This is a genomic window from Stenotrophomonas acidaminiphila (assembly GCF_001431595.1).
GTDB classification, from domain to species: Bacteria; Pseudomonadota; Gammaproteobacteria; order Xanthomonadales; family Xanthomonadaceae; genus Stenotrophomonas; species Stenotrophomonas acidaminiphila.
Genome location: NZ_LDJO01000010.1, coordinates 17,187 through 41,944, shown reverse-complemented (window position 1 = coordinate 41,944; position 24,758 = coordinate 17,187). Strand labels below are relative to the sequence as shown.

The 24,758-nt window shown below is 69.9% G+C and carries 29 protein-coding genes and 1 pseudogene; 17 read left to right on the top strand and 13 right to left on the bottom strand.

Features of this window, described 5'->3' with window-relative positions:
• From ABB33_RS02590 to ABB33_RS02560, 7 genes and pseudogenes are all read right to left on the bottom strand, one after another.
• Positions 1–264: pseudogene (locus ABB33_RS02590) on the bottom strand (leucyl aminopeptidase family protein); the annotation flags it as partial.
• A 13-nt stretch (positions 265–277) separates the two neighbouring features.
• A complete protein-coding gene (locus ABB33_RS02585) occupies positions 278–1,006 on the bottom strand; it encodes an HAD family hydrolase (RefSeq protein ID WP_054667948.1) in 729 nt (242 codons plus the stop codon).
• A 38-nt stretch (positions 1,007–1,044) separates the two neighbouring features.
• Positions 1,045–2,139 carry an AI-2E family transporter gene (locus ABB33_RS02580; protein WP_056931037.1) on the bottom strand — a complete coding sequence of 365 codons (1,095 nt, stop codon included), beginning with the start codon at positions 2,137–2,139 and terminating at the stop codon, positions 1,045–1,047.
• A 47-nt stretch (positions 2,140–2,186) separates the two neighbouring features.
• Positions 2,187–2,621 (bottom strand): hypothetical protein, encoded by a 435-nt coding sequence (locus ABB33_RS02575; protein WP_056931036.1) that lies wholly within the window; start codon positions 2,619–2,621, stop codon positions 2,187–2,189.
• Complete coding sequence (locus ABB33_RS02570; protein ID WP_054667943.1) at positions 2,618–3,115, bottom strand: hypothetical protein; 498 nt, start codon at positions 3,113–3,115, stop codon at positions 2,618–2,620. The genes ABB33_RS02575 and ABB33_RS02570 overlap by 4 nt, the downstream gene beginning before the upstream one ends.
• Positions 3,116–3,122: 7 nt before the next feature.
• Positions 3,123–3,482 (bottom strand): hypothetical protein, encoded by a 360-nt coding sequence (locus ABB33_RS02565; RefSeq protein ID WP_054667940.1) that lies wholly within the window; start codon positions 3,480–3,482, stop codon positions 3,123–3,125.
• Positions 3,483–3,578: 96 nt separating this feature from the next.
• A complete protein-coding gene (locus ABB33_RS02560; protein WP_056931035.1) occupies positions 3,579–5,003 on the bottom strand; it encodes a Do family serine endopeptidase in 1,425 nt (474 codons plus the stop codon).
• 462 nt (positions 5,004–5,465) lie between these two features.
• Here ABB33_RS02560 and ABB33_RS02555 point away from each other — a divergent pair, with 462 nt between their 5' ends.
• The 12 genes from ABB33_RS02555 to ABB33_RS19155 all read left to right on the top strand — a co-directional run bounded on the left by ABB33_RS02555 (position 5,466) and on the right by ABB33_RS19155 (position 16,203).
• Entirely contained in the window at positions 5,466–7,619 is a 2,154-nt protein-coding gene (locus tag ABB33_RS02555) for an adenosylcobalamin-dependent ribonucleoside-diphosphate reductase (protein WP_054667936.1), read from the top strand.
• A 141-nt stretch (positions 7,620–7,760) separates the two neighbouring features.
• A complete protein-coding gene (locus ABB33_RS02550) occupies positions 7,761–8,480 on the top strand; it encodes a hypothetical protein (protein WP_056931034.1) in 720 nt (239 codons plus the stop codon).
• Between the two features lie 76 nt (positions 8,481–8,556).
• Positions 8,557–9,321, top strand: coding sequence for a TSCPD domain-containing protein (locus ABB33_RS02545; RefSeq protein ID WP_056931033.1), 765 nt, complete (start codon positions 8,557–8,559; stop codon positions 9,319–9,321).
• Positions 9,322–9,485: 164 nt separating this feature from the next.
• Positions 9,486–10,202: a DUF429 domain-containing protein gene (locus tag ABB33_RS02540; RefSeq protein WP_056931032.1), complete on the top strand. Its 717-nt coding sequence runs from the start codon at positions 9,486–9,488 to the stop codon at positions 10,200–10,202.
• A 180-nt stretch (positions 10,203–10,382) separates the two neighbouring features.
• Positions 10,383–11,093 (top strand): hypothetical protein, encoded by a 711-nt coding sequence (locus tag ABB33_RS02535; protein WP_056931031.1) that lies wholly within the window; start codon positions 10,383–10,385, stop codon positions 11,091–11,093.
• An 83-nt stretch (positions 11,094–11,176) separates the two neighbouring features.
• The gene (locus tag ABB33_RS02530; RefSeq protein ID WP_082594956.1) at positions 11,177–12,301 is read left to right on the top strand and encodes an alpha/beta fold hydrolase; all 1,125 of its coding nucleotides are present in this window, start codon (positions 11,177–11,179) and stop codon (positions 12,299–12,301) included.
• Positions 12,302–12,382: 81 nt separating this feature from the next.
• Entirely contained in the window at positions 12,383–12,856 is a 474-nt protein-coding gene (locus ABB33_RS02525; protein ID WP_152984932.1) for a hypothetical protein, read from the top strand.
• A 233-nt stretch (positions 12,857–13,089) separates the two neighbouring features.
• Entirely contained in the window at positions 13,090–13,362 is a 273-nt protein-coding gene (locus ABB33_RS02520; protein ID WP_054667926.1) for a hypothetical protein, read from the top strand.
• A gap of 34 nt (positions 13,363–13,396) precedes the next feature.
• Positions 13,397–13,966, top strand: coding sequence for a DinB family protein (locus tag ABB33_RS02515; RefSeq protein ID WP_056931029.1), 570 nt, complete (start codon positions 13,397–13,399; stop codon positions 13,964–13,966).
• A 45-nt stretch (positions 13,967–14,011) separates the two neighbouring features.
• Positions 14,012–15,304 (top strand): adenosylmethionine--8-amino-7-oxononanoate transaminase, encoded by a 1,293-nt coding sequence (gene bioA, locus ABB33_RS02510; RefSeq protein WP_082594955.1) that lies wholly within the window; start codon positions 14,012–14,014, stop codon positions 15,302–15,304.
• A complete protein-coding gene (bioD, locus tag ABB33_RS02505; RefSeq protein ID WP_056931028.1) occupies positions 15,301–15,951 on the top strand; it encodes a dethiobiotin synthase in 651 nt (216 codons plus the stop codon). The genes bioA and bioD overlap by 4 nt, the downstream gene beginning before the upstream one ends.
• 123 nt (positions 15,952–16,074) lie before the next feature.
• Positions 16,075–16,203, top strand: a complete 129-nt coding sequence (locus ABB33_RS19155; RefSeq protein ID WP_256363880.1) for a hypothetical protein — start codon at positions 16,075–16,077, stop codon at positions 16,201–16,203.
• A gap of 76 nt (positions 16,204–16,279) precedes the next feature.
• On the opposite strand, the gene ABB33_RS02500 is transcribed toward ABB33_RS19155, so the two are convergent.
• Positions 16,280–16,669, bottom strand: a complete 390-nt coding sequence (locus tag ABB33_RS02500; RefSeq protein WP_152984934.1) for a DUF6165 family protein — start codon at positions 16,667–16,669, stop codon at positions 16,280–16,282.
• A gap of 173 nt (positions 16,670–16,842) precedes the next feature.
• Here ABB33_RS02500 and ABB33_RS02495 point away from each other — a divergent pair, with 173 nt between their 5' ends.
• Entirely contained in the window at positions 16,843–17,247 is a 405-nt protein-coding gene (locus ABB33_RS02495; RefSeq protein WP_211260857.1) for a hypothetical protein, read from the top strand.
• A 24-nt stretch (positions 17,248–17,271) separates the two neighbouring features.
• Here the strand turns inward: ABB33_RS02495 and ABB33_RS02490 are convergent, their stop codons facing one another.
• Positions 17,272–17,472 (bottom strand): heavy-metal-associated domain-containing protein, encoded by a 201-nt coding sequence (locus tag ABB33_RS02490; RefSeq protein ID WP_056931025.1) that lies wholly within the window; start codon positions 17,470–17,472, stop codon positions 17,272–17,274.
• 146 nt (positions 17,473–17,618) lie between these two features.
• On the opposite strand from ABB33_RS02490, the gene ABB33_RS02485 reads away from it, so the two are divergent.
• From ABB33_RS02485 to ABB33_RS02475, 3 genes are all read left to right on the top strand, one after another.
• Complete coding sequence (locus ABB33_RS02485; protein ID WP_056931024.1) at positions 17,619–20,093, top strand: heavy metal translocating P-type ATPase; 2,475 nt, start codon at positions 17,619–17,621, stop codon at positions 20,091–20,093.
• Between the two features lie 40 nt (positions 20,094–20,133).
• A complete protein-coding gene (cueR, locus tag ABB33_RS02480) occupies positions 20,134–20,604 on the top strand; it encodes a Cu(I)-responsive transcriptional regulator (protein WP_056931040.1) in 471 nt (156 codons plus the stop codon).
• A gap of 138 nt (positions 20,605–20,742) precedes the next feature.
• Positions 20,743–21,318 carry an OmpO family porin gene (locus tag ABB33_RS02475; protein ID WP_056931023.1) on the top strand — a complete coding sequence of 192 codons (576 nt, stop codon included), beginning with the start codon at positions 20,743–20,745 and terminating at the stop codon, positions 21,316–21,318.
• Positions 21,319–21,406: 88 nt separating this feature from the next.
• Here ABB33_RS02475 and ABB33_RS02470 read toward each other — a convergent pair whose 3' ends face one another.
• Entirely contained in the window at positions 21,407–21,877 is a 471-nt protein-coding gene (locus tag ABB33_RS02470; protein ID WP_054667913.1) for a YehS family protein, read from the bottom strand.
• 241 nt (positions 21,878–22,118) lie between these two features.
• Between ABB33_RS02470 and ABB33_RS02465 the strand changes: the two genes are divergently transcribed.
• Positions 22,119–22,442 carry a DUF6122 family protein gene (locus ABB33_RS02465; RefSeq protein ID WP_054667911.1) on the top strand — a complete coding sequence of 108 codons (324 nt, stop codon included), beginning with the start codon at positions 22,119–22,121 and terminating at the stop codon, positions 22,440–22,442.
• A gap of 22 nt (positions 22,443–22,464) precedes the next feature.
• Here the strand turns inward: ABB33_RS02465 and ABB33_RS02460 are convergent, their stop codons facing one another.
• The 3 genes from ABB33_RS02460 to ABB33_RS02450 form a co-directional block, all read right to left on the bottom strand.
• Positions 22,465–22,899 carry a hypothetical protein gene (locus tag ABB33_RS02460; RefSeq protein WP_056931022.1) on the bottom strand — a complete coding sequence of 145 codons (435 nt, stop codon included), beginning with the start codon at positions 22,897–22,899 and terminating at the stop codon, positions 22,465–22,467.
• A 98-nt stretch (positions 22,900–22,997) separates the two neighbouring features.
• On the bottom strand, positions 22,998–24,209 hold the full coding sequence (locus tag ABB33_RS02455; protein ID WP_056931021.1) for an NAD(P)/FAD-dependent oxidoreductase: 1,212 nt from the start codon (positions 24,207–24,209) through the stop codon (positions 22,998–23,000).
• Positions 24,210–24,233: 24 nt separating this feature from the next.
• A complete protein-coding gene (locus ABB33_RS02450; RefSeq protein WP_054667906.1) occupies positions 24,234–24,725 on the bottom strand; it encodes a lipocalin family protein in 492 nt (163 codons plus the stop codon).
• Positions 24,726–24,758 lie beyond the last annotated feature (33 nt).

The following is a 24,758-nucleotide window of genomic DNA, read 5'->3' as shown; positions in this document are numbered from 1 at the left end:
GCTGCCGGCCGGCAGCGCGAACGGGGCGTGCGCGTAGGCATGGGCATCGGCGCGGTCGCCGACGCCCAGCACCGCGCCGGCCAGTCCGTCGCTCCCGGGCAGCAGCGCCACGCTGCCGGGCGCGGCGGTGAACTGCTGGCTGCTCAGCCACGCCTGCGTGGCGGCCGGCTGGGCGTCCAGCCATGCAGCGAAGGTCGCCTTGTCGAGCACGTGCAGCGGCAGGGCACCGGCGGAATCGGAAGTGAAGGCGTTGATGGGGGTCATGGGGGGTCTCGTATCAGGCGCCGGGGCCGGCGGCGAGCGGCGGCAACGGCGCGTTGCCGTCCAGCCAGTCGGCCAGTCCGGTGAGGGTGTCGAACTGCAGGTCAGGTTGCAGGCCGGCGTGGGTCCAGGGGTGGGAGTCGCGGTTGATCCAGCAGCCGCGCAGGCCGGCGCGCATGGCCCCGGCCACGTCCATCTCGGCGTGGTCGCCGACGTGCAGGACATGGGCATGGTCCACGCCCAGCCGCGCGCAGGCGGCGTGGAAGATGCCGGGGTCCGGCTTGGCCGCGCCGAATTCGCGCGAGCCCAGCTGGAAGGCGAACAAGCCGCCGATGCCGATGCGCTGCAGGTCGGCGTTGCCGTTGCTGACCGCCGCGACCGGCACCCGCGCGGCGATGCGGTGCAGGGCGTCCAGGGCGTCGGGGTAGAACTCCACCTGGTTGCGCGCGGCGTAGAACGCCTCGTAGGCCGGCTCCAGCAGATCCAGGCCGGCGCCGCTGTTTTCCAGCGCCTCGGCCAGGGTCAGCCGGCGCAGCGCGCTCAGGTCATGGTGCAGGTGCGGGTTGTCGTCGAAGGTGCGCACGCGCAGCTCGCGCATGGCTTCCACCGGGTACATCGCCGCCGTGGCCGGGCTGTGGACGCGCATCCAGTCGTGCAGCACCTGGTCGATGCGGGCGCCGATGGGAGCGAACGGCCACAGCGTGTCGTCCAGGTCGAGGGTGATGGCTAGGACAGGAAAGTTCACCGGCCCATTTTACGGCAGCGCGGCGGGCGGCGCCTTGCCTATTCCAGCAGCCGGGCCCAGCCCTGCATGCCGTCCAACCGCGCCAGCACCAGCTTGGCGCAGACCAGCAGCGGTACCGCCAGCAACAGGCCGACGATGCCCCACAGCCAGCCGAACAGCATCAGCGCCAGCACCAGCATCAACGGCGAGATCGCCATGCGCCGGCCCAGCACGATCGGCGTGACCAGCTGCCCCTCCAGCGTGTGCAGGGCCAGGTAGGCCAGCGCCGGCGCCGCCACCGCCAGCGGCTCGCGGAACTGGGTCAGGCCTACCAGCAGCATCAGCGCGATGCCGATCAGCGGGCCCACGTAGGGCGCGAAATTCAGCAGCATTGCCACCGTGCCCCACAGCAGCGCCTCGGGCGCGGCGATGCCCAGCAGCACCAGCACCCCGGCCAGGGCCAGCCCGACCAGCGCATTGATGATGGTGATGGTCAGCACGTAGCGCGAGATCTCGCGTTCCATCGCGCGCAGGATGTCGGTGGTGAAGCGTTTCTGCTGGCGGTTGGGCAGCAGCGCGATCACGTGCCGCTGCAGGGTTTCGCCGTAGATCATGAAGAACAGGGTCAGCAGCACCACCGCCAGTGCCGAGGCGGCCAGCCGCGGCGTGCGCACCAGCACCTTGTAGGGGTCGTCGAGGCGGGTGCGGATCACTTCCACCTTGCGGTTGTCCTCGCCGCCGGCGGCGCGGGCGAAGCTCTCGGCGGCCTGGTTGGCCTGCTGCACCGGGCGTACCAGGTCGCGGACCTTGCGCGAGACCTCGCGCAGCTGCTGCGGCGTCTCGGCGAACCAGTCGGCGGCCGGCCCGGCCAGCTGCACTGCCAGCGCGCCGGCGCTGGCCAGGCCCAGTGCCAGTACCAGCAGCGCGGCCAGGAAGCGCGGCAGGCGCAGTTTCTGCAGCAGGCGGATGATCGGGTTGCCGACCAGGGCGAAGAACATCGCCAGCAGCACCGGCAGGATCACGTCCTGCGCCGCCCACAGCGTCGCACCCACCGCCAGCGTGGCCAGCACCAGCAGGGCGGTGGACGCGCGCGGGCGCGGCGCGGGTGGGGCCGGGTCGGGTGCCGTGGACGTGTCGGGCGACAGGGCGGACATCGGGCGGCACTCCGGGGCGGTAGGGGCGCGGCCGCTGGCCGCGCGGATCAGGGTTCGGACAGTTCGGTGGCGGCCGCGGCCGCCTGCGGCGGCGTGCCGGGCGCCGGTTGCGGCTGCGCAGGCTGCGCGGGTGCCGGCTCGTCCGGGTGCGTGGCGTCATCGCTGGCCGCTTCCGCGGTCGCCGCGGCAGCCGCGGCCAGCCCGGCTTCCTGCAGGGCGACGATCGACGCCTGCGCCGACGCCACCAGCCCGGAGACCGAGCCGATCATCTGCAGCCAGCGAGCACCGCTGAAGGCGCCGCCGGGTTCCAGCTTGCCGGCGACGAAACCGCCGGCCAGCCCGGCGATGACGATGCGGCCGGGCGTCCAGCTGCGGCGCCAGGTCGCCTGCAGCATGTCCCATTGCTGCACGGTTTCGTCCATGCGCACCTGCACGACGGCTTCGGTGCGGCGCACGCGGCGCTGCAGGGCCTCGAAGTTCATGGTGTCCGCTCCCCGGGTACCTCGACGTCGGCGTCCGGGTCGTCCTCGGCCGGTTCGTCGAACAGGCCCAGCCGCGACAGCTGCCGGCGGGTGGCGTGCATGCCGGTGTGGTGGAAGAAATAGGTGACCCGCCAGATCGCGTAGCCGGTGACCGCCAGGCTGGTCAGCGAGGTGACCAGCAGCGACACGAACCAGGACAACCCCAGGGAATGCAGCAGGGCGATCAGCGTGGCCGCCAGCAGCAGCCACGCCGAGGCGCCGAACACGATGGCCACACCGCTCCAGGCCAGACCGCGGCCGAAAGCGCTGCGGGCCAAGGCGAAATCGGCCGAGGCCAGTCGCCGCAGCGAGCGCAGCGTGTGGGTCGCCGAGTCCAGCGTCTGCCGGCCGGCGCTGCCGACCTGGCGGATGCTCTCCTCCAGCCCCGGCGCCGTGTTGCCGGCCTCGTCGTTGCCGTTTCCGGTGGCGCCGGGTGGTGGCGCGTTGTCGCCCACGCCCGCGTCAGTCGTTGCTGCGGGCGAGCTTGGCGATGATCCAGCCGGCGGCGAAGGCCACGCCGAACGAGGCCAGCGGGCGCTCGCGGATCAGGTCGGCGGCGCTGTCGATCAGGTCCTTGCCCTTGTCCATCAGCGCGTCCATCTGCTCCTTGGCGGCGGCGCCGGACAGCTCGGCGGCTGCCAGCCCGGACAGGGCGCTGTCGGACAGCTCGGCCTTGACGTTGGCCTTGCCCAGGCGCAGTTCGTCGCCGGCCAGGCCGGCCGCGTCCTTGACCGCCGAGCCGGCGGCGCGCGCGGCCGATTTCAGGTGCGATCCGGCGTCGCCCAGATGGTCCTTCATGGTGTCGGTGTTGGTGGGGCTCATTGTTTCGTCTCCTTCGGTTCGGGGGGACGCCAGCGTGGGGCGCAGGGAAAGCAATACCAGCGGCCGGGTGTAAGGAACGTTACGGGCGCCGGCCGATCATCGCATCACCAGCTGTCCCTGCGTGTTGCCGCGCACGATGCTCAGCACCAGCTGCGGCGGGCGCGGGCTGAAACTCGCGCGCCAGCTGGCCAGGTCGACGAACTCGCCGCTGCTCGCGGCAAGCACGATATCGCCACCGGCCAGCCCGGACTGCGCGGCGCGGCTGCCGCGCGCCACCTCGCTGACCAGTACGCCGTTGAGGCCGGACTGGCGCGCCGATTCGGGCAGGTCGACGAACGTGGCGCCGGACAGGCGCGGGTCCAGCGTATCACCGGTCACCGCGCGCGGCTGTTCCTTGAGCGTGGCCTTGAGCTGCAGCGGCTTGCCGTCGCGGCGCACGTCGAGCTCGACGACCCGGCCCACCGGCTGCAGGCCCTCGAAGTTGTGCAGTGCGTGGGCGTTGTCCACGCGCTGGCCGTTGATCGCGGTGACCACGTCGCCGGCGCGCAGCCCGGCGGCCGCCGCGGCCGAGCCGGCCAGCACCCGCGTGACCAGCGCGCCGCGCGCCTCGGCCAGGCCCAGCCCCTGCGCGATCTGCGGGCTCAGGTTCTGGGTTTCCACGCCCAGCGTGCCGCGCACCACCACGCCCTTGGTGATCAGCTGCTCGACCACGTCGCGGGCGAGGTTGGAGGGAATGGCCAGGCCCAGGCCGATGTTGCCGGCCATGCTGCCCTGCGGGTTGAAGCTGGCGGTGTTGATGCCGACCAGCTGGCCGGCCAGGTTGACCAGCGCGCCGCCGGAATTGCCCGGGTTGATCGAGGCGTCGGTCTGGATGAAGTTCTGGTAGCCCAGCCCGCGGATGCCGCTGCGGCCCACCGCCGAGACGATGCCCGAGGTCACCGTCTGGCTGAAGCCGAACGGGTTGCCGATGGCCACCACGAAGTCGCCGGTGCGCAGCTGGTCGCTGTCGCCCAGCGGCAGCGCGGTGAGCTTCTCCGCGGGGATGCGGATCAGCGCGATGTCGGTGTCGCGGTCCGAACCCAGGAATTCGGCCTTGACCGTGCGCCCGTCGGCCAGCGTCACCTGCACGTCGTCGGCGTTCTCGATCACGTGGTGGTTGGTCAGCACGTAGCCCCTGGCCGCGTCGATGATCACGCCCGAGCCCAGCGACTCGTTGATGCGCTCCTGCGGTACCTGCGGGAACAGGCGGCGGAAGAACGGGTCGTCGAAGAACGGGTTGCGCACCCGTACCACCTGCTTGGTGTTGACGCTGACCACCGCCGGCATCACCCGTTCCAGCATCGGCGCCAGCGACGGCACCGGCTGCCCGGCGACGGAGGCCGGCAACGCCGCGGTGGCGGGCAGCAGGGCACCGGTGGACGCCTGGGCGCGGTTGTCCAGGTGGGCGTTGATGGCGCTGGCGGTGAAACCACCGAAGGCGGCGGCCAGGGCGAGGGTGAGCAGGGTCGGGAGCGGTCGCATAAGGGCCGGGGTTCCATGCGGGGACGCCGCGCGGGGCGTCCGGGTGGGGCGGGAGTGGCTGAATGGAGTGTGGCGGCAGCGACCTAAATCGACAATGAAACATTCCGCAGCGCCGCAATCGCAGGGACGCCAAGCCCTGCGCGGATTGCAAGATCCCGGGGGCAGATTTTTCGTTTGACATCACCCATGCGGTGGGTAAGCTTGGCATCGCCATCAGCCACTAGATGTTGGGTTGATGTGAAATGCGTCCCCAAGAAGTAGGGTTGAGGCCCGGGGTGCAGGCACCCCATAGGAAGGCGTGCAATGACGACGGAAGCGATGCAGACCCCCGGCCCTCGCCGGACCAATCCCCGCCCGCCCGCAGGCGCGTGACCACGCGCCGGCATCGTCGTCGTTGCAGCCCCGCCCGACCGGGGAAACGGTAAACGCACCGCAAGGTGCACAAGGAGAGTTCCCACCATCATGAGCACGGTGCGTCTGGAAGTGGTCAGCAACCCAACCCGATCGGACCTTATCCCCCTGCAGCCCGCCTCGCAGGACATCTGGGACAAGAAGTACCGCCTCAAGACCAAGGCCGGGCAGGCGCTGGATGCCGATATCGACGGCACCTACCAGCGCGTGGCCCGTGCCCTGGCCGACGCCGAGGGCAGCGACGAGAAGCGTGCCTACTGGTACGAGCGCTTCGTCTGGGCGCTGCGCCGTGGCGCGATCCCGGCCGGCCGCATCACCTCCAACGCCGGCGCGCAGGAACACAAGCCGGCCACCAGCACCATCAACTGCACCGTGTCGGGCACCATCACCGACTCGATGGATGGCATCCTGGAGAAGGTCCACGAAGCCGGCCTGACCCTGAAGGCCGGCTGCGGCATCGGCTACGAGTTCAGCACCCTGCGCCCGCGCGGTGCGTTCGTGGCCGGCGCCGGCGCCTACACCTCCGGGCCGATGTCCTTCATGGATATCTACGACAAGATGTGCTTCACCGTGTCCTCGGCCGGTGGCCGCCGCGGCGCGCAGATGGGCACCTTCGACGTGTCGCACCCGGACGTGAAGGACTTCATCCGCGCCAAGCGCGAGGACGGCCGCCTGCGCCAGTTCAACCTGTCGCTGCTGATCACCGACGGCTTCATGGAGGCGGTGGACAAGGACGCCGACTGGCCGCTGGTGTTCCCGATCAACACCAAGGAGCAGGCCGAGCTGGATCCGGCCAGCGGCGAGGAAGTGGTCTGGCGCGAATGGCCGACCCACGAGAACTACATCGTCCGCGACGACGGCCTGGTGGCCTGCAAGGTGTACGGCCACATCCGTGCCCGCCACCTGTGGGACATGATCATGGTCTCGACGTACGACTACGCCGAGCCGGGCTTCATCCTGATCGACCGCGTCAACGAGATGAACAACAACTGGTGGTGCGAGAGCATCCGCGCCACCAACCCCTGCGGCGAGCAGCCGCTGCCGCCCTACGGCGCCTGCCTGCTGGGCTCGGTCAACCTGACCAAGTTCGTGCGCGACCCGTTCACCGACAAGGCCTCGTTCGACTGGGACGAGTACAAGGAAGTCGTTCGCGTGTTCACCCGCATGCTCGACAACGTGGTCGAGGTCAACGGCCTGCCGCTGGAACAGCAGCGCAACGAGATCATGCGCAAGCGCCGCCACGGCATGGGCTTCCTCGGCCTGGGCAGCACCCTGACCATGCTGCGCATGAAGTACGGTTCGCCGGAGTCGTGCGAGTTCACCGAGGCCATCGCCCGCGACATGGCCGTGGCCGGCTGGGAAACCGGCCTGGAACTGGCTCGCGAGAAGGGCCCGGCGCCGATCATGGAGGAGGCCTTCGAGGTCACCGCGGCGATGCTGCGGCAGCGTCCGGAGATGCGCAAGGACGGCTGGAAGGTCGGCCAGAAGATCCAGGGCAAGGTGCTGCACGCGCGCTACAGCCGTTACATGCAGCGCATCGCCTCGGTCGCCCCTGAACTGGTGGACGAACTGGCCGAGACCGGCGCGCGCTTCACCCACCACAGCTCCATCGCGCCGACCGGCACCATCAGCCTGTCGCTGGCCAACAACGCCTCCAACGGCATCGAGCCCTCGTTCGCGCACCACTACAGCCGCAACGTGATCCGCGAAGGCAAGAAGAGCAAGGAGAAGGTGGACGTATTCTCCTTCGAACTGCTGGCCTACCGCGAACTGGTCAACGCCAAGGCCATGCCGTTCGCCGAGGACGCCGAATCGCGCCTGCCGGACTACTTCATCGCCGCCGATGACATCTCGCCGAAGGAGCACGTCGACGTGCAGGCCGCCGCGCAGAAGTGGGTGGACAGCTCGATCTCCAAGACCGCCAACGTCCCCACCGACTATCCGTACGAGCAGTTCAAGGACATCTACCGCTACGCCCACCAGCAGGGCCTGAAGGGCTGCACCACGTTCCGCTTCAACCCGGCCGCCTTCCAGGGCGTGCTGGTCAAGGAGGCGGACCTGGAGAACACCACCTACCGCTTCGAACTGGAAGACGGCCAGGTGGTGGAGGTCAAGGGCAACGAGCAGATCGAGTACGACGGCGAAATGCACACCGCCGCCAACCTGTTCGACGCCCTCAAGGAAGGCTACTACGGCAAGTTCTGAAGTCGCCTTCGCACGCCGTCCCGTCGCAGCGCGGGGCGGCGACGGTGGCCGCCGCCACCGGGCTGTCGCGCTGCTTCGTGTTGCACCGGCTTCAACCCAGCATCGCCAACGTTACCGATTCAATGCCCCCAGGAGGGCTTTATGAGCAATGGCAATGGTGTGACGGCGACCGTGTCCCAGGTCGCCGAGAACGTGAAGGAGAGCGCAGCCAGCCTGGGTGACGCCATCGCCGCCACCGCCGGCGATGCCGTTGCCGCGGTCAAGACCCGCGCGCGCAAGGTCGAGGCGGGCGCCACCCGGCAGGTCGCCAAGGTGAAGAAGGCGGTCAAGAAGGCCGAGAAGGTCGTCGCCAAGAAGGCCGCCGCCGCGAAGAAGGAGGTCGGCAAGACCGTTTCCCGCGTGCGCCGCAAGCTGGAAGCCGCCAAGGCCAGCGCCAAGGCCGAGGCCGTGGCCCTGAAGAAGAAGGGTGCCGGCAAGAAGGCCGCCGCCAAGAAGGCCGTCGCCGCCGCCGAGAAGAAGGCGGTCAAGAAGGTCGCCTCGGCCAGGAAGACGGTGAAGGCCGCCGAAAAGAAGGTGGCCAAGGCCGTCGCCAAGAAGACCGCCGCGGTGAAGAAGGCCGTCGACAAGGCCGGCAAGAAGGTCGCCAAGAAAGTCGCCAGCCGCACCGCCGCCGCCAGGAAGGCGGTGAAGAAGGTCGAGAAGAAGGTGGCCGGCAAGGCGGCCTCGGCCAGCAGGACGGTGGCCAGGAAGACCGCTTCCGCAAAGAAGACGGTGGCGAAGAAAGCCGCTTCGGCGCGCAAGACAGCCGTGAAGAAGACCGCGACCGTGAAGAAGGCGGTCAAGAAGGCCGCCCGCAAGTAAGCCGCACCCGCGTCCCCGCCCGCAGCGGGCGGGGACGCTGCAACCCGCATCACAACGCATAACCAGGACCCGCACCATGGCCGTCAAGATCGACAAGAAAATCAAGGGTTATTCCGTCATCACCCCGGACGACAAGGCCCGGGAAGCGACGGCCAAGGCTCCGGTCGCACAGGCGCAGGACGATGCCCAGGACAGCAACATCGTGCACATGCACGAGCGCATCGAGCGCCCCGACGTGCTGATCGGCAGCACCTACAAGATCAAGTCGCCGCTGGTGGAGCACGCCTTCTACGTGACCATCAACGACATCGTGCTCAACGCCGGCACCGAGCACGAACTGCGCCGTCCGTTCGAGATCTTCATCAACTCCAAGTCGATGGAGCACTTCCAGTGGATCGTGGCGCTGACCCGCATCATGTCCGCGGTGTTCCGCAAGGGCGGCGACGTCACTTTCATCGTCGACGAGATGAAGGCCGTGTTCGACCCCAAGGGCGGCTATTTCAAGGCCGGCGGCGTGTACATGCCGTCGCTGGTCGCCGAACTGGGCTCCATCGTCGAGGACCACATGAAGTCGATCGGGCTGCTGCACGATCCGGAAATGAGCGCCCACCAGCGCGCGCTGATCGCCGAGAAGCGCAAGCAGTTCGAGGACCGTTCAAAAAAAAACACTGACGCCGTAGTCGCCGTCCCCGCCGGGCGCGATGAGGACGTCCAGGTCACCGGCGAAGGAACCAGCTTCCCGCCCAGCGCCACCATGTGCCACAAGTGCAGCACCAAGGCGCTGGTGGTGATGGATGGATGCGCCACCTGCCTGAATTGCGGCTACAGCAAGTGCGGTTGAGCGGCGGCAACGCCGGATGAGATCGGGGCCGGTGTGCGCGAGCACCCGGCCCTTGTCTTTTCCGCCGGCGGGGAGCAGCCGACGGGGCTGCCTTGCGAGTTGGTGTGGACGCAGGCGTGCGTAGGCGGCTGCGTCGTCCTGTGACCAGTGCCCGGGGGGGAAGCATGGAGCAGTTCAAGGGATGCGTCGGCGTCGATGGCGCCGGCAGCGGATGGATCTCCGTATGGTGGGGCGGGGGCGGGCTGGTGCATGCGCTGTACCCCGACGCCCAGCGACTTTTCCACACGCACCGGACGGCCCGGGTGATCGCGGTGGATATTCCGATAGGACTCTGCGAGCAGGGCGGCCGCCCGGCCGATCGCGAGGCGCGCTCCTTTGTTGGCGGCAAGCGGGCCAGTAGTGTTTTCTCCACGCCCGTGCGCGGCATTCTCGATGCGGGCTCGCAGCCCGAGGCATCCCGCCGCCACCGGGAGATCGACGGCCGGGGCTTCGGTGCGCAGTCGTTCGCGATCCTGCCCAAGATCCGCCAGTGGGACCAACTGCTCCAGGGGGACGTGGATGCACGGCAACGGGTGCGCGAAATACACCCAGAAGTATCGTTTGCTGCGCTCAATGGCGGGGCGGGGCGTGGGTTGGTGGATGGCAAGCGCACCTTTGCCGGTGCGGAGGTGCGTGTCAGCCTGCTGGCGGGCATCTTCGGCCGGGACGCGGTGATGGAACTGGTGCGTGCCGTTCCAGCGCGGCAGGCCGCAACCGACGACGTACTGGATGCATTGGCAGCGCTGTGGAGTGCCGAGCGTATCGCTGGCGGCCGTGCGCGATCGCTGCCTGCGCAAGTGGAGCCGGATACGACGGGGTTGCCAGCAGCCATCTGGTACTGATCCGTCGCGGCGTGGGCGCATTGGCCACTGGTCCCGCCGCGCAAGAAGGGGGGCCGCGCCCCGGCGACCGGCCGATCCGGCAACACCGGCTGAATGTCCACAGGCCGGCAAACCAATGGCAGGGGTGGCGCCCGTCGCGCGGGCCCTAGCATCCGGCCATCGCCCCTGCTGGATACCGTCATGCGCATCACTGCTCCGGTTGCGGTCTGCCTGCTGCTGCTCCCGCTGTTGCCGGCCTGCACCCCCGCGCAGATGCGCATGCCCGACGGCTTTGCTGCCGATGCGGTGGCCTACGAGGTCAGTGGCCACTCGCCGCGGCGGTTCAACCAGCCGGTGCGGTTCGGCCCGTACAGCGCCCTGCAGATGCGCGAGGGCTCGACGTTCTCCTGGCGCGTGCCGCTGCCGGCATTCGACGTGGGGCGCACGTCCAGGCCCTACGACTACACGATGGTGGCGCGCGACCAGCCGCCGGTGGAGGTGCAGTGCCGCACGCAGGCATGGACCGTGGGCCGGGGCGACGCGTCGGGCCGGGTGACGGTCGACGTGACGGCACTGGCGGGGCCGCTGCTGGCCTGTGGGCTGCGCATGGACAGCCGCCCGCCGCAGGTGCTGGAGGTGATGCACGAAGGCGATGGCCTGCGTGGCCACCTGCGGTCGCCGTGGGGCAGCGACTACACGGTGCGTGCGGTGTATGACTACCAGGGCACGCCGGTCAGCGGCATGACACCCACCGGTTACGCGATTGCAGACGGCGGCAGCACGCTCGCCGTGGTCGACGTGCTCAACCGCGGCCGCGTGCACCTGGACCGCCGGCTCGACGATGACCAGCGTGTGTACTTCGCCGCAGCCGCCGCCGCGCTCCTGTTGCTGGACCCGGAACTGGGCGAATGACCCGGCGCCGCCGTCACTGCGATGGTGCTGCAGGACCGTCGCTTTCCGGCGCTGCCACCAAGCCGGCGTGGAGGCCGACCACGATGATCGAATACAGCCGCCGCATGCTGGCCGTGCTCATGTTGGCCGTGGCGCCCCTGGCGGCTGCCGCGCAGGATGCCTGCCCGGACCGCTCCAGCTACGCGCCAGCGCGCGGGATCATCGCCGACCTGGGGCGCATCGTCGCGCCCAGCGGCGTGCAGGAGGATTACGCGGCGCAGATCGGCGGCATCGCGCAATGGGTGAACGTGCGCGGCCAGGACCGCGACAACCCGCTGCTGCTGTTCGTGCACGGCGGGCCGGCGTCGCCGCTGATCCCGACGCTGTGGCAGTTCCAGCGGCCGCTGGAGGAGTACTTCACGGTGGTCAATTACGACCAGCGCGGGGCTGGCCGGACGCTGCTGCTGAATCCACGGGAGGAGGTGGCCGGCACGCTGCGCATCCAGCGCTACGTGGACGATGCCATCGAGCTGGCCGACTACCTGCGCAGGCGCCATCACAAGCGCAAGGTCGTGCTGGTCGGCCACAGCTGGGGCACGGTGGTGGCGATGCAGGCGGCATTGCAGCGCCCGGACCTGTTCCATGCCTATGTCGGCATCGGCCAGGTGATCGACGTGCGCACCAACGAGCGGGTCAGTTTCGATTACGGCCTGCGCACCGCGCGCGAGCGCGGCAATGCCGAAGCGGTACGCGAGATGGAGGCCATCGCACCCTATCCGGGCGACGCGCCGATCACCCGCGAGCGCATCGTCGTGGCCCGCAAATGGCCGCAGTACTACGGCGGCCTGAGCGCGTTCCGCAGCGAGTCGGATTACTTCTTCCAGGGGCCGCGGTTGTCGCCCGACTACGACGATGCGGCGCGCTGCGCGATCAATGCCGGCAGCGAATTCACCCTCGGGCGGCTGCTCGATGAGTTCCTGCAGGTGGACTACCGCGGGGTGAAGCGGTTCCCCATCCCGGTGCTGATGTTCATGGGGCGCCACGACTACACCACGCCTTCGGAACCGACCGCGGCGTGGCTGGCGCAGGTGCGCGCGCCGTACAAGCGCGGCGTCTGGTTCGAGCATTCCGCGCACATGATCCCGTGGGAGGAACCGGGCAGGACCCTGGTCAGCCTGCTGGAGCAGGTGCGGCCACTGGCGCTGCGGGGCGAAGCCGACGGGCGCTGACGGCCCGCACCCCGGTGCCCGCGCCATCGAAGGACACTCGCGCACGCTATGATCGGCCTTCACCGGATGAAGGAGCATTGCATGGCATCGGCATGGCGACAGGGAAGGGCATTGGCGTTGACCGGCGCGATGATCGTGCTGGCGGCCTGTGGCGCGCCGGACGCGCCTGCGCCGGCGACACCGACGGATGCGCCGGTGGAGACCGCGGCCGGGGCGGGGTCGGAGGGCGGTGCCACGCACGCCTGCATGATTGCCGGCGAGTTCCAGCTTTTCGGCCAGGTCATCCGCTCCCGCGACTGCGTGCAGACCGCGGGGGCCGCCACCGAGGCCCAGCTCAAGCGCGTGTGCGAGGGGCTGGCGCAGACCTCGGCGCAGATGGGGGGCAAGGCGGGCGAGATCACCTACATGGACGCCTGCCCATCGCCCTCGCAGGGCAGCTGCCGGCGCCTGTTCGGCCAGGATTTCGACGGTTACTACTACGAACGCTCGGCCGACGACCTGGCGGGCCTGCCGGCCAGCTGCGCGCAGGGCGGCGGCACCTGGGCGGCGGACTGAGCGCCGCCACGGCGCGGCCTTGCCAAGGCCGTCCGCTGTCCGCCTGACATTGCCCGATCCGTGCGGCCGCTGTGCGCGGCAGGGCGCGCTGGCGCGGGCCCTGTCGTGACAGCGCGGGCCAGGCCGCCTGCGCCGGCCTGGGGGCGGAAAGCGGGATGAACCGGCGCGCCGCGATTGCGTTGGCCATGCGCTTCGCGCAAGCTCTGGGGCTCAGTCAATCCTGGTGACCGTCCATGCAAGACAACATCATCCAGATCATGCCCGCGGCCGGCTGGGTGGCCGTGTTCGATGAAGACGGCGAGGAAAGCGCGCAGGGCGTGGTGTGCTTCGCGCTGGTGGAAAGCGCGATGAAGCGCGAGGTGCGGGCGATGATCGCCGATGGCGCGCAGATCGGCTTCGCCGACGCACTGCCCAACTTCGTGCGCGTGCAGGAGCTGGACGCGTTCGAGGAGGAAGACGACGAGGACGAGGAAGGCGAGGAAGACGAGGACGAAGACGAGGCATGATGCCCGCTTCGCGCCGCGTCCCCGACCTGCCGCGATGACGTCGTCGGTGGCGGGCGTGCACGGCGGCCTGTTCGACGATGCCTTCGCCTACAAGCGCTGGGCGATGCAACGCACGCTGGAGGCGATACGCGCCGTGGACGCACGGACGTTCCCCGCCAGCGTCGCCTTCGCGCGGCAGCAGTTGAACCACATCGTGATCGTGGAGGAACTGTTCCGCGCGCGGCTGCTGGGCGAGGCGCAGCCGCATGCGGCCACCAATACCGCCGAAGTACCGGCCCTGGAGGCGCTGGCCATGCGGCTGGAAGCGTCCGACCAGTGGTATGCCGCCCATCTGGCCGCGCTGGCGCCGGCGCAATGGGACCAGGCGCTGCGGTTCCGCTTCGCCGACGGTCGCGACGGCTGCATGACGCGGCGTGAAATCCTGTTCCACGTGCTCAACCATGCCACCTACCACCGCGGCGCCATCGGCCACGCGCTGGACCTGGCCCGGGTGCCGCACCCGGCCGACACCTATACCGTGTTCATCCACCAGCACCAGCCCGGGCGGCGTGAAGGCGCCCTGCCCACGGCGGATCCGGATGCGGGCCCGCTGACGAAGCGGTAAGGTACGCGCCCGCACGCCGCCGCGCCGGTGGCAGTCCATACGTACATGCTGACCGATCCATTCGACAGGGAGCACCTGTGGCATCCCTACAGCGCACTCGGCCACGCGCCGCCGGCGCTGAAGGTGGCGCGCGCCGATGGCGTGCTGCTGGAGCTGGCCGACGGCACCCGCCTGATCGACGGCATGGCCTCGTGGTGGTGCGCGATCCACGGCTACAACCATCCGCAGCTGAACCAGGCGGCGATCGAGCAGCTCGGGCGCATGGCGCACGTGATGTTCGGCGGGCTCACCCACGAACCGGCCATCGCCCTGGGCAAGCAGCTGCTGGCGATGGTGCCGCAGCCGCTGGATGCGGTGTTCTACGCCGACTCCGGCTCGGTGTCGGTGGAAGTGGCGCTGAAGATGGCGATCCAGTACCAGGCCGCGCGCGGTCGTCCGCGCCGCCACGACATCGCCACCACGCGCTCGGGCTACCACGGCGATACCTGGAACGCGATGTCGGTGTGCGACCCGGTCACCGGCATGCACGGGCTGTTCGGCGCGTCGCTGCCGTCGCGTCGCTTCGTGCCGGCGCCTGCCACGCCGTTCGACGGGGCATGGGACCCGGCCGAGATCGCGCCGCTCGAACGCCTGTTCGCCGACCACGGCGACGAACTGGCCGCCTTCATCATCGAGCCGGTGGTGCAGGGCGCCGGTGGCATGCGCTTCTACCACCCGCAGTACCTGCGCGAACTGGCACGGCTGTGCCGCGCGCACGACGTGCTGCTGATCTGCGACGAGATCGCCACCGGCTTCGGCCGCAGCGGCCGCCTGTTCGCCTGCGAGCACGCCGGCATCGCACCGGACATCCTGTGCATCGGCAAGGCGCTGACCGGTGGCTACATGACGCTGGCCGCGACCATCACCCGCCGCGACATCGCCGACACGATCGCCTCCGGCGAGGCCGGCGTGTTCATGCACGGGCCGACGTTCATGGCCAATCCGCTGGCCTGCGCGGTGGCGCTGGCCTCGACCCGGCTGCTGCTGGCGCAGGACTGGCAGGGCAACGTGCAGCGCATCGAACAGGCCCTGCGCGAATGGCTGGCGCCGGCGCGCGCACTGCCGCGGGTGGCCGACGTGCGTGTGCTCGGCGCCATCGGCGTGATCGAGCTGACCGCGCCGCTGCGGCTCGAACGCATCCAGCAGCGCATGCTCGAGCAGGGCATCTGGATCCGCCCGTTCGGACGGCTGGTGTACGTGATGCCGCCCTACGTGATCGACGACGCGCAGTTGCGGCAGCTGTGCGATGGCATGCTCGCGCTGGTGGAAGGACTGCAGGACGAGGACATGCGGGCATGAACGGCGAGGTGATCTTCGTCGGTGGCATCGACACCGAGATCGGCAAGACCGTGGTGACCGGCTGGCTGGCGCGGCAGTGGCTCGAACAGGGCGGCGAGGTGATCACCCAGAAACTGGTGCAGACCGGCTGCGCCGGCGCGTCGGACGACATCCTGCTGCACCGCCGGCTGATGGGCTGCGGCCTGTTCGAGGAGGATCGCGACGGCACCACCATGCCCGCGCTGTACGCCTACCCGGCCTCGCCGCACCTGGCGGCGCGGCTGGAGGGGCGCGCGCTGGACCTGGACGCCATCGGCGCCGCCACCGCGCGCCTGCGCGCCCGCTACGCCACGGTGCTGGTGGAAGGCGCCGGCGGGCTGCTGGTGCCGCTGACCCCGGAGCTGCTGACCCTCGATTACGTGGCGCGGCAGGGCTGGCCGGTGATCCTGGTCACGTCGGGGCGCCTGGGCAGCATCAACCACACCCTGTTGTCGCTGGAAGCCATCGCCGCGCGCGGCGTCGCCCTGCACGGCATCGCCTGGAACAGCCGCGACGATGGCAGCGACGAGGTCATCGCCGCCGAAAGCCGCCGCTACCTGCGTGGCTGGATGCAGGCGCGCTTCCCGCAGGCGCGCTGGTACGACGTGCCGGTACTGGCCCTGGAGTGAGCCGGCAGCGGGCAGGCGATGCCCACCCCCTTGAAAAGGCGGCCTGCCACCCCGATATTGCCGGATCGAGCAACGACAAAGAGAGGGCTTATGGAAGCCATCACGACTGGAATGGTCCAGTGCATGAAGTGCAATACGGTGTATCAACCGGCGATCAAGGTGCTGGAAAGCGTGTGCCCCATGTGCCTGTCGATCAAGACCGCACCGGTACCGGCCGAACAGGCGCGCGGCACCCCGGCCGCCCTGCACTGAACCGCATCTGCGCTGTATCCCGCGGGCCAGGTCATCGACCTGGCCTTTTCATTTCCATCGCGCCGGGCCGGGCGGCTTATTCGCCCTGGTACTGCTTTTCCTCGACCAGCGCCGAGCCGGCGATGCGGTTGATCTCGTTCTTGACCGCCACGCGCTCGCCATTGGTGCCGTAGACGCCACGCGCCAGGGCGATGAATGCCTCGCCGAAGTCCTGCGCGGTTTCCCTGGCGCGCAGCTGGTCCTGGATGTCCCACATGCGCTCGTTGATCGCCTTGAGCTGCTGCTTGAGCGCGGCCAGTTCCGGGCGCGCGGACTGCTGCTGCAGCCACAGCGGCCACAGCCCGTCCAGCTCGGTACGCACGTTGCCCAGCTTGCCCGCGTCGGCAATGCGCTCGGCCTTGATTTCGAGGATGGTGATCTTGTCGATCAGTTCGCCGATCGATACCGGGGTGAGGATGGTCTGCACGTGCATGCCGCCGAGGAAGATTCGGGCGCCATGATACCGCCCCCCGCCAGTGTCGATGGCCGAGCGCGGAAGTTGCCGGTGAACCGATGCCGGCGGGCAACGCCGGTGCCGTGCACAATGCCGCTTTGCCCTGTGCCGAGAGCGCGATGCCGATGCCCCCGATCCTGCGCCTGATGACCATTACGCTGCTGTGTGCGGCGGCCACCGCCACTGCCAGCGCCGCCACCGGCCTGGCGCGGCTGCAGGGTGCCTGGCAGCTGCAGTCGGGCGAGTCCGTCGACGGCGACGGCGTGCGCATGGACTATGCCCGGCAAGGCCTGGCCGGCACCAAGGTGCTGGCCGACGGCCGCTTCGCCTTCACCAGCACCCGCAACGGCGCGTTCTGGGCCGCGGGCTCGGGCACCTACCAGGGCGACGCCACGCGTTACCTGGAGCGGCCGCTGATGGCGTCCTATCCGCTGGAGAACGGCGGCAGCTACGAATTCCGCTACACGCTGGAGGGTGACACCTGGACCCTGGAGCGCTGGGATGGCGGGCGCCGCGTCGAGCGCGAGGTGTGGACGCGCGTGGGCCGATAGCGCGGCCACGCGCGTCCTGGAACCTCAGGCGGGCTCCACCTGCGGCGGAAAGCCGGCGTCGTCCAGCGCCGCGGTGAAGCGTTCGACCGGCTGTGCCGATTCGATGTGCACGCGTTTGCCGGCCAGGTCGATCGCGACCGTGGCGGCCGGGTCCACGTCCTTGATGGCGGCGGTGACGCTGCGTGCGCAGCCGCCGCAGGTCATGTTCTCGATATGCAGGTTCATGGCGGTTCTCCTTGGAGGGAGGGCAGTCTGGAGTTTGCCATGGTGGCAAGGTCAAGCGCCGCGGCACGGCAGCCCGGGGTGTTGACCTTCCCATGATGGGAAGCTTTAAGGTGCCGCCATCATGGACAACCCCAGGTGAGCCGGTGATGACCCCGAACAGCCAGAACCCCGTCGCTGCGGGCGCGCAGGTGCACGAGCTTGCCGTCGAGGGCATGACCTGCGCTTCGTGCGTGGGCCGGGTGGAGCGCGCGCTGGCCGCCGTGCCCGGGGTGGCCAGCGCCGCGGTCAACCTGGCCACCGGCCGCGCCACCGTGCGCGGCACCGGCGTGGACCGGCAGGCGCTGGTGCGGGCGGTGCACAAGGCCGGCTACGAGGTGCCCGCGCCCGCGCCGCTGGAGCTGGACATCGAGGGCATGACCTGCGCCTCGTGCGTGGGCCGGGTCGAGCGGGTGCTGGCCAAGGTGCCCGGGGTGCGCTCGGCCAGCGTCAACCTGGCCACCGGCCGCGCGCAGGTGCAGGGCGAGGCCGGGCTGGATCCGGCCGCGCTGACCGCCGCCGTCGCCAGGGCCGGCTACCAGGCGCGGGTCCTGGCCTCGGCGCTGGACGAGGAACGCCATGCGCAGCGCCGCGACGAGGAGCTGCGCGTGCTCAGGCGCGACCTGCTGCTGGCCGCGGCGTTGACCCTGCCGGTATTCGTGCTGGAGATGGGCGCGCACCTGGTGCCGGCCTTCCACCACGCCATCGCCGCCACGCTGGGCACGCGCAACAGCTGGCTGCTGCAGTTCGCGCTGACCACCCTGGTGCTGGCGATCCCGGGCCGCCGCTTCTACCTGGCCGGCATTCCCGCGCTGCTGCGCGCCGCGCCGGACATGAATTCGCTGGTCGCGGTCGGCACGCTGGCCGCCTATGGCTTCTCGCTGGTGGCGACCTTCCTGCCGCGGCTGCTGCCGGCCGGTACGGTCAACGTGTACTACGAGGCGGCGGCGGTGATCGTCACCCTGATCCTGCTCGGTCGCATGCTCGAGGCGCGCGCCAAGGGGCGCACCTCCGAGGCGATCCGGCGCCTGCTCAAGCTGCAGCCCCGCACCGCGCGCGTGCGCCGCGAGGGCGGTGCGGTGGACGTGCCGCTGGCGCAGGTGATGGCCGGCGAGGTGGTCGACGTGCGCCCCGGCGAGCGCATCGCCGTCGATGGCGAGGTGGTCGACGGCAACAGCTACGTGGACGAATCGATGATCACCGGCGAGCCGGTGCCGGTGGCCAAGGCCCCCGGCGCCCGCGTGGTCGGCGGTACCGTCAACCAGACCGGCGCGCTCGGCGTGCGCGCCACCGCCGTCGGCGGCGCCACCGTGCTGGCGCAGATCATCCGCCTGGTGGAGCAGGCGCAGGGCGCCAAGTTGCCGATCCAGGCGCGGGTGGACCGCATCACCCTGTGGTTCGTGCCGGTGGTGATGGCACTGGCGTTGCTGACCTTCGCCGCGTGGTGGGCGTTCGGCCCGTCGCCGGCGCTGACCTTCGCCCTGGTCAATGCGGTGGCGGTGCTGATCATCGCCTGCCCGTGCGCGATGGGCCTGGCCACGCCGACCTCGATCATGGTCGCTACCGGCCGTGGCGCCGAGCTGGGCGTGCTGTTCCGCAAGGGCCAGGCGCTGCAGTTGTTGAAGGAGGCGCGGGTGGTGGCGGTGGACAAGACCGGCACCCTGACCGAGGGCCGGCCGCTGCTGACCGACCTGCACGTTGCCGCCGGATTTACCCGCGCGCAGGTGCTGGCGCGGGTGGCGGCGGTGGAGGACCGCTCCGAGCACCCGATCGCCCGCGCGATCGTCGCCGCCGCGCACGGGGAGGGCCTGCTGCTGCCGCCGGTGCAGGCGTTCGAATCGGTCACCGGCCACGGCGTGCGCGCACAGGTGGACGGGGTACGGGTGGAAGTGGGCGCGGACCGCTTCATGCGCGCGCTCGGGCTGGAGGTGACGGCGTTCGCCGATGTCGCCGCACGGCTGGGCGGCGAGGGCAAGACCCCGTTGTACGCCGCCATCGACGGCACCCTGGCGGCGATCATCGCCGTTTCCGATCCGATCAAGGCCGACACCGCCGCGGCCATCGCCCACCTGCACGCGCTGGGGCTGAAGGTGGCGATGATCACCGGCGACAACCGCCGTACCGCCGAGGCCATCGCACGCCAGCTGGGCATCGATGAGGTGGTGGCCGAAGTGCTGCCCGAGGGCAAGGTCGAGGCGGTGAACCGGCTGAAGGCCGCGCATGGCCGCCTGGCCTACGTCGGCGACGGCATCAACGACGCCCCGGCGCTGGCCGCGGCCGATGTCGGCATGGCCATCGGCACCGGCACCGACGTGGCGATCGAAGCGGCCGACGTGGTGCTGATGTCCGGCAGCCTGCAGGGCGTGCCCAACGCCATCGCGCTGAGCCAGGCGGCGATGCGCAACATCGGCCAGAACCTGTTCTGGGCATTCGCCTACAACACCGCGTTGATCCCGGTGGCGGCCGGCGTACTGTATCCGCTGTGGGGCGTGCTGCTGTCGCCGGTGTTCGCCGCCGGCGCGATGGCGCTGTCCTCGGTGTTCGTACTGGGCAACGCGCTGCGGCTGCGGCGCTTCGCGCCCTGATCCCGCCCGCGCGCAACCGGAGACGACGATGGATGGCGCCATGAACATCGGCCAGGCGGCGAAGGCCACCGGCATCTCGGCCAAGATGATCCGCTACTACGAGGACAACGGGCTGATCGGCCCGGTGGCGCGCACCGGTTCGGGCTACCGCGTCTATGGTCCCCGCGACATCCACACGCTGGGCTTCATCAAGCGCTCGCGCGACATGGGCTTCAGCGTCGAGCGCATCGCCGGACTGCTGCAGCTGTGGCGCGACCGTTCGCGCCACAGCGCCGACGTCAAGCGCCTGGCGCTGGAGCACGTGGAAGTGCTGCAGCAGCGCATCGCCGAACTGCAGGAGATGGTCGCCACCGTCCGCACCCTGGCCGACTGCTGCGCCGGCGACGAGCGCCCGGACTGCCCGATCCTGAGCGATATCGCCACCGGCGCGCCCTTGCACCCCGCGCCGCGGACGGACGCCCCGCCGGCAAGGTGCGGCGCGTTGCGCGCGTGCCAGAAAACGCCTGAATAAAGGCCAAAAAACGCCGGATTGGCGGGACGGCGACTTCAGCGATCGTTGAGCTGGATAACGGAAAAATTACATCCGGACGCAGGTGGCAGAACGTGCCGCCGCGCCACCAGACAGTAATTCCTGAAGGTGTACCCCCCCATGAAGACGTCCCTGATTGCCCTGGCCCTGGCGGCCGCCCTCCCGTTCGCCGCTTCCGCTGCCGACACCCTTTCCTACAACTATGTCGAAGGCGACTACGTCAAGACCGACATCTCCGGTCCCGATGCCGACGGCTGGGCGCTGAAGGGCTCCTGGGCCTTCCATCCGAATTTCCACGTGTTCGGTGATTTCACCCAGCAGGAAATCGACCACAGCAACGCCAAGTTCGACCAGTGGCGCATCGGCGCCGGCTACAACCGCGCCATCGCACCGGGCACCGACCTGGTCGCACGCGTGGCCTACCAGAAGTTCGATCCGCACCACAGCCGCCTGGACCTGGACGGTTACAACGCCGAAGTGGGCCTGCGCAACGCGTTCGGCGAGCACGTCGAGGTGTATGCCTTCGCCGGCTACCAGGACTACACCCGCACCCATGGCGTCAACCCGGACGGTGCCTTCTATGGTCGCCTCGGCGGCCAGGTGAAGTTGAACCGCAACTGGGGCATCAACGGCGACCTGAAGATGGACCGCCATGGCGACAAGGAGTGGTCGGTCGGCCCGCGTTTCAGCTGGTAACCCACCTGGCAGACGCGGAACAGCACAAAGCCCGGCATTGCCGGGCTTTGTGCCGTGTGCCCGCGCTGCGCACGGGCGTGCCGCGGTTTCAGGCCGCGCGCACGCGTGCGGTCAGGCCCTTGAGGAAATTGCGCAGCAACTGGTCGCCACAGGCGCGGTAGTTCTTGTGGTCCGGCTGCCGGAACAGCGCCGACAGTTCCGGCTTGGACAGCGGAAAGCCGGCCGCGGCGAAGATCTCGTGCATGTCCACGTCCTTGAGCTGGAAGGCGACGCGCAGCTTCTTCAGCACCAGGTTGTTGGTGATGCGCGCTTCCGGCGCACGCTGCGGCTGCGAGTCGTCGCGGCCGCGGAAGTGGTAGATCAGCCCGTCGAGGAAACGCGACAGCGCCGCATCCGGGCAGGCCTCGAACAGCGGCTCGTCGTCGCGGCGCAGGAAATCGTGCACCTGCGCCGGGTCCACGTCGAACGCCGGGTCGGCCAGGTGGATCAGGTCCACCACGTGCTTGTCGCCCAGGTCGAGCATGTAGCGGATGCTGCGCAGTACGTCGTTGTTGATCATCACCACTCCGGAACGGCCGTGGCGCGACTGCCCGGCAGGGTGCACAGTGTAACGCTGGCGCCAGCGGCGGCCGGTACACTGGGGGGCGATTCCCCTGGCCGCACCGTCATGCCTGTTCCCGCTTCCGCCGCTCCTTCCGCCGCCGCCCCGCTGCCGCTGGCTACCCCCAGCCATACGCCGTGCGCGGGCAGGGCGTGTGGTGCCGGCGTCGACCGGGCCTGGCCGGCGGGCGCCTGAGCGCATGGGGCTGCGCGCGATCCTGCACCTGTGCCTGCACGCGGCGGTGCCCGCCCTGCTGGCGTGGATGTTCTGGCGGCCCCGGTTCGGCCGCGCCTGGTTGCTGCTGTTGCTGGGCTGGGTGATCGACCTGGACCACCTGCTGGCCGATCCGATCTACGCGCCGGACCGCTGCAGCATCGGCTTCCATCCGCTGCATACCGCCCCGGCGGCCGCCGTCTACGCGGGATTGCTGCTGCCGCGCCGCACGCGGCTGTTCGGCATCGGCCTGCTGCTGCACCTGGCGCTGGACGCCATCGACTGCGTCTGGATGCGCTGCGGCGGTTGATGCCGCCGGGGCCGGTCCGGGCTTACCAGCCGTACCAGGGGCCCGGGCCGTAGCCGAATGGACCCACGCCCTTGCCCTGGCTGACGTGGATGTTCACGTCCACCCGGCGGGTCTTGCCCTCGTCGGTCGTGTAGTTTTTGCCGAGGTTGATGTCGGCCGCACTCCAGTGGCTGTTGCCGAACGCCTTGGAATAGCCGATGCCGGTGCTGAGCGTGCCGTGCACCTGCAGCTTGTCGTCGGTGACGGTCGCCGTGCCCGCATCCCGGCGCGGCAGCGGGCCGCTGTGGTCGCCGTAATAGGTTCCCGGGGCGTCGGCCTGGTAGGACGGGTCGTTGAGGTAGCGCAGCGGCGCCTGCGGCACGCTCAGGTCCAGCGAACCCGGCGTGGTGCCCGCGGTCTGCGCCGCGGCCAGGGGCGATGCCAGCAGGCAGGCAAGGATCATGAGGAACCGGTTCATCGCGCTGGCGCTCCTGGCTGGGGCCGTCATCGTGGCAGGTGGGACACGCCGACGCTACCGTGGCGGCGGTGAACCGGGGCTGTCATGGCAATGGCGGTTCACCCCGGGCGGGTGAATCCGAACAACGTGGCCAGCCGGTGCCGGCGCCGCTCGATGGCCGCGCGCAGCAGGCCGGCGCCGATCATCGAATAGGTGATGCCATTGCCGCCATAGGCCATGGCGAACAGCACGCGGGGGCCCCACTGCGGGTGCGCGCCGAAGAACGCCAGGCCGTCCCGGGTTTCGGCGAAGGTCCCGGCCCAGGCGAAGGCAGGAGTCACGGGCAGCTGCGGGAACAGCCGCTGCACCTTGGCCGCGAGCCGGCGCGCCTTGCGCTCGACGCGCGCGTCGCGGCGCGCCGGTATGTCGATGGCATCGTCCTCGCCGCCGACCAGCAGCCGCAGGTCGGCGGTGCTGCGCAGGTACAGGTACGGCCGCGCCGACTCCCACAGCATGGTCCGGCGCAGTGGGCCGAGCATCGTGGCCGGCAGCGGGTCGGTGACGAACGCATAGCTGCTGCGGTTGCGCGCCACGCGCTGGTCGAGCCAGTGCGCATTGGCGTAGCCGGCAGCCAGCACCACATGGCCGCAGCGCACCTGCATGCCGTCGGCGGTGGTCGCCACCACGCCCCGCGACGTCGGCTGCAGGCGGGTGATGGTGGTGCGGTCGAACACCTGCGCGCCGCGCCGCTGCAGCCGTGCCAGCAGCCGGTGCGCCATGCGGTACGGGTCGACGCTGGCGGCCAGGTCGCTCAGGATCGCCGCCGGCGCCTGGAACCCGTAGCCATCGCCGATCTCGCCCGGCTCGAGCCAGTGCACGCCGAAGCCGTGCTTCCTGCGCAGTTCGTACTCGGCGCGCAGGGCGCTGCGGTGGCGGTGGCGGCTGGCGTAATAAAGGCTCTCGCCGCGGCGGAAATCGACGCCGCGCAGTTCCGCGGAAAGGGCCTGCAGCTGGCCGATGGCGTCGGCGCAGGCGCGATAGGCCAGTACCGCGGCGTGCTCGCCGTAGCGCTTGGCAAGGTCGACCATGTGGGTGTCGATCTCGTACTGCAGCAGCGCGGTGCTGGCGGCACTGGAGCCCCAGCCTATGTCGCGCTGCTCGACTACCGCCACGTCGTGCCCGTGCCGCGCCAGTTCGTCGGCGATCAGTGCACCGGTGATGCCGCCGCCGACCACCAGCACGTCGCAGCGCAACGCCTGCGCCAGCGGCGGATAGGCGTGCATCAGGCCGTTCCTGATCGCCCAGAAGGGATAGCCGCTCTTCAGGTCCATGTGCCGGTTCCGCCGCGGTGCCGGTCAGGCAGTGGGGTGTCCGGTATGTGGCGTGTGGATCATTCGGTCCACGTCGAAGCCCTGCTGGCGCGCGTAGGCGATGTAGTGCTGGCGGGTGATCTCGTCCATCCGCGGCTCGCGCGACAGCAGCCACAGGTACTTGCGATCGGGGCTGCCGACCAGCGCCGCGGTGTAGCCGCCATCGACCAGGATCACCCAGTAGTCGCCCTTGGTGAAGGGAATCCAGCGCAGCCCTTCGGGCAGGAAGCTCACTTCCAGGCGGCTGTTGGAGGCATCGATCGGCTTGGCCTGGCCGATCGCCTCCACCAGCTCGCCGCCGCGCAGGCAGCGGTTGCGCACGCGGATGCTGCCGTCCTCGTCGAGCGTGTAGTGCGCGCTGACGTCGGTGGCGTCCTCCGGCTCGTGGCGCATCGGCAGGCGGTCGATCTCGTACCAGGTGCCGAGATAGCGCGGCAGGTCGAGAGCGGGAACGGTGGGCAGTGGCGGCTGGTCCATGACGGCTCCTGGTCGGGAAGGGCGATGCAGCTA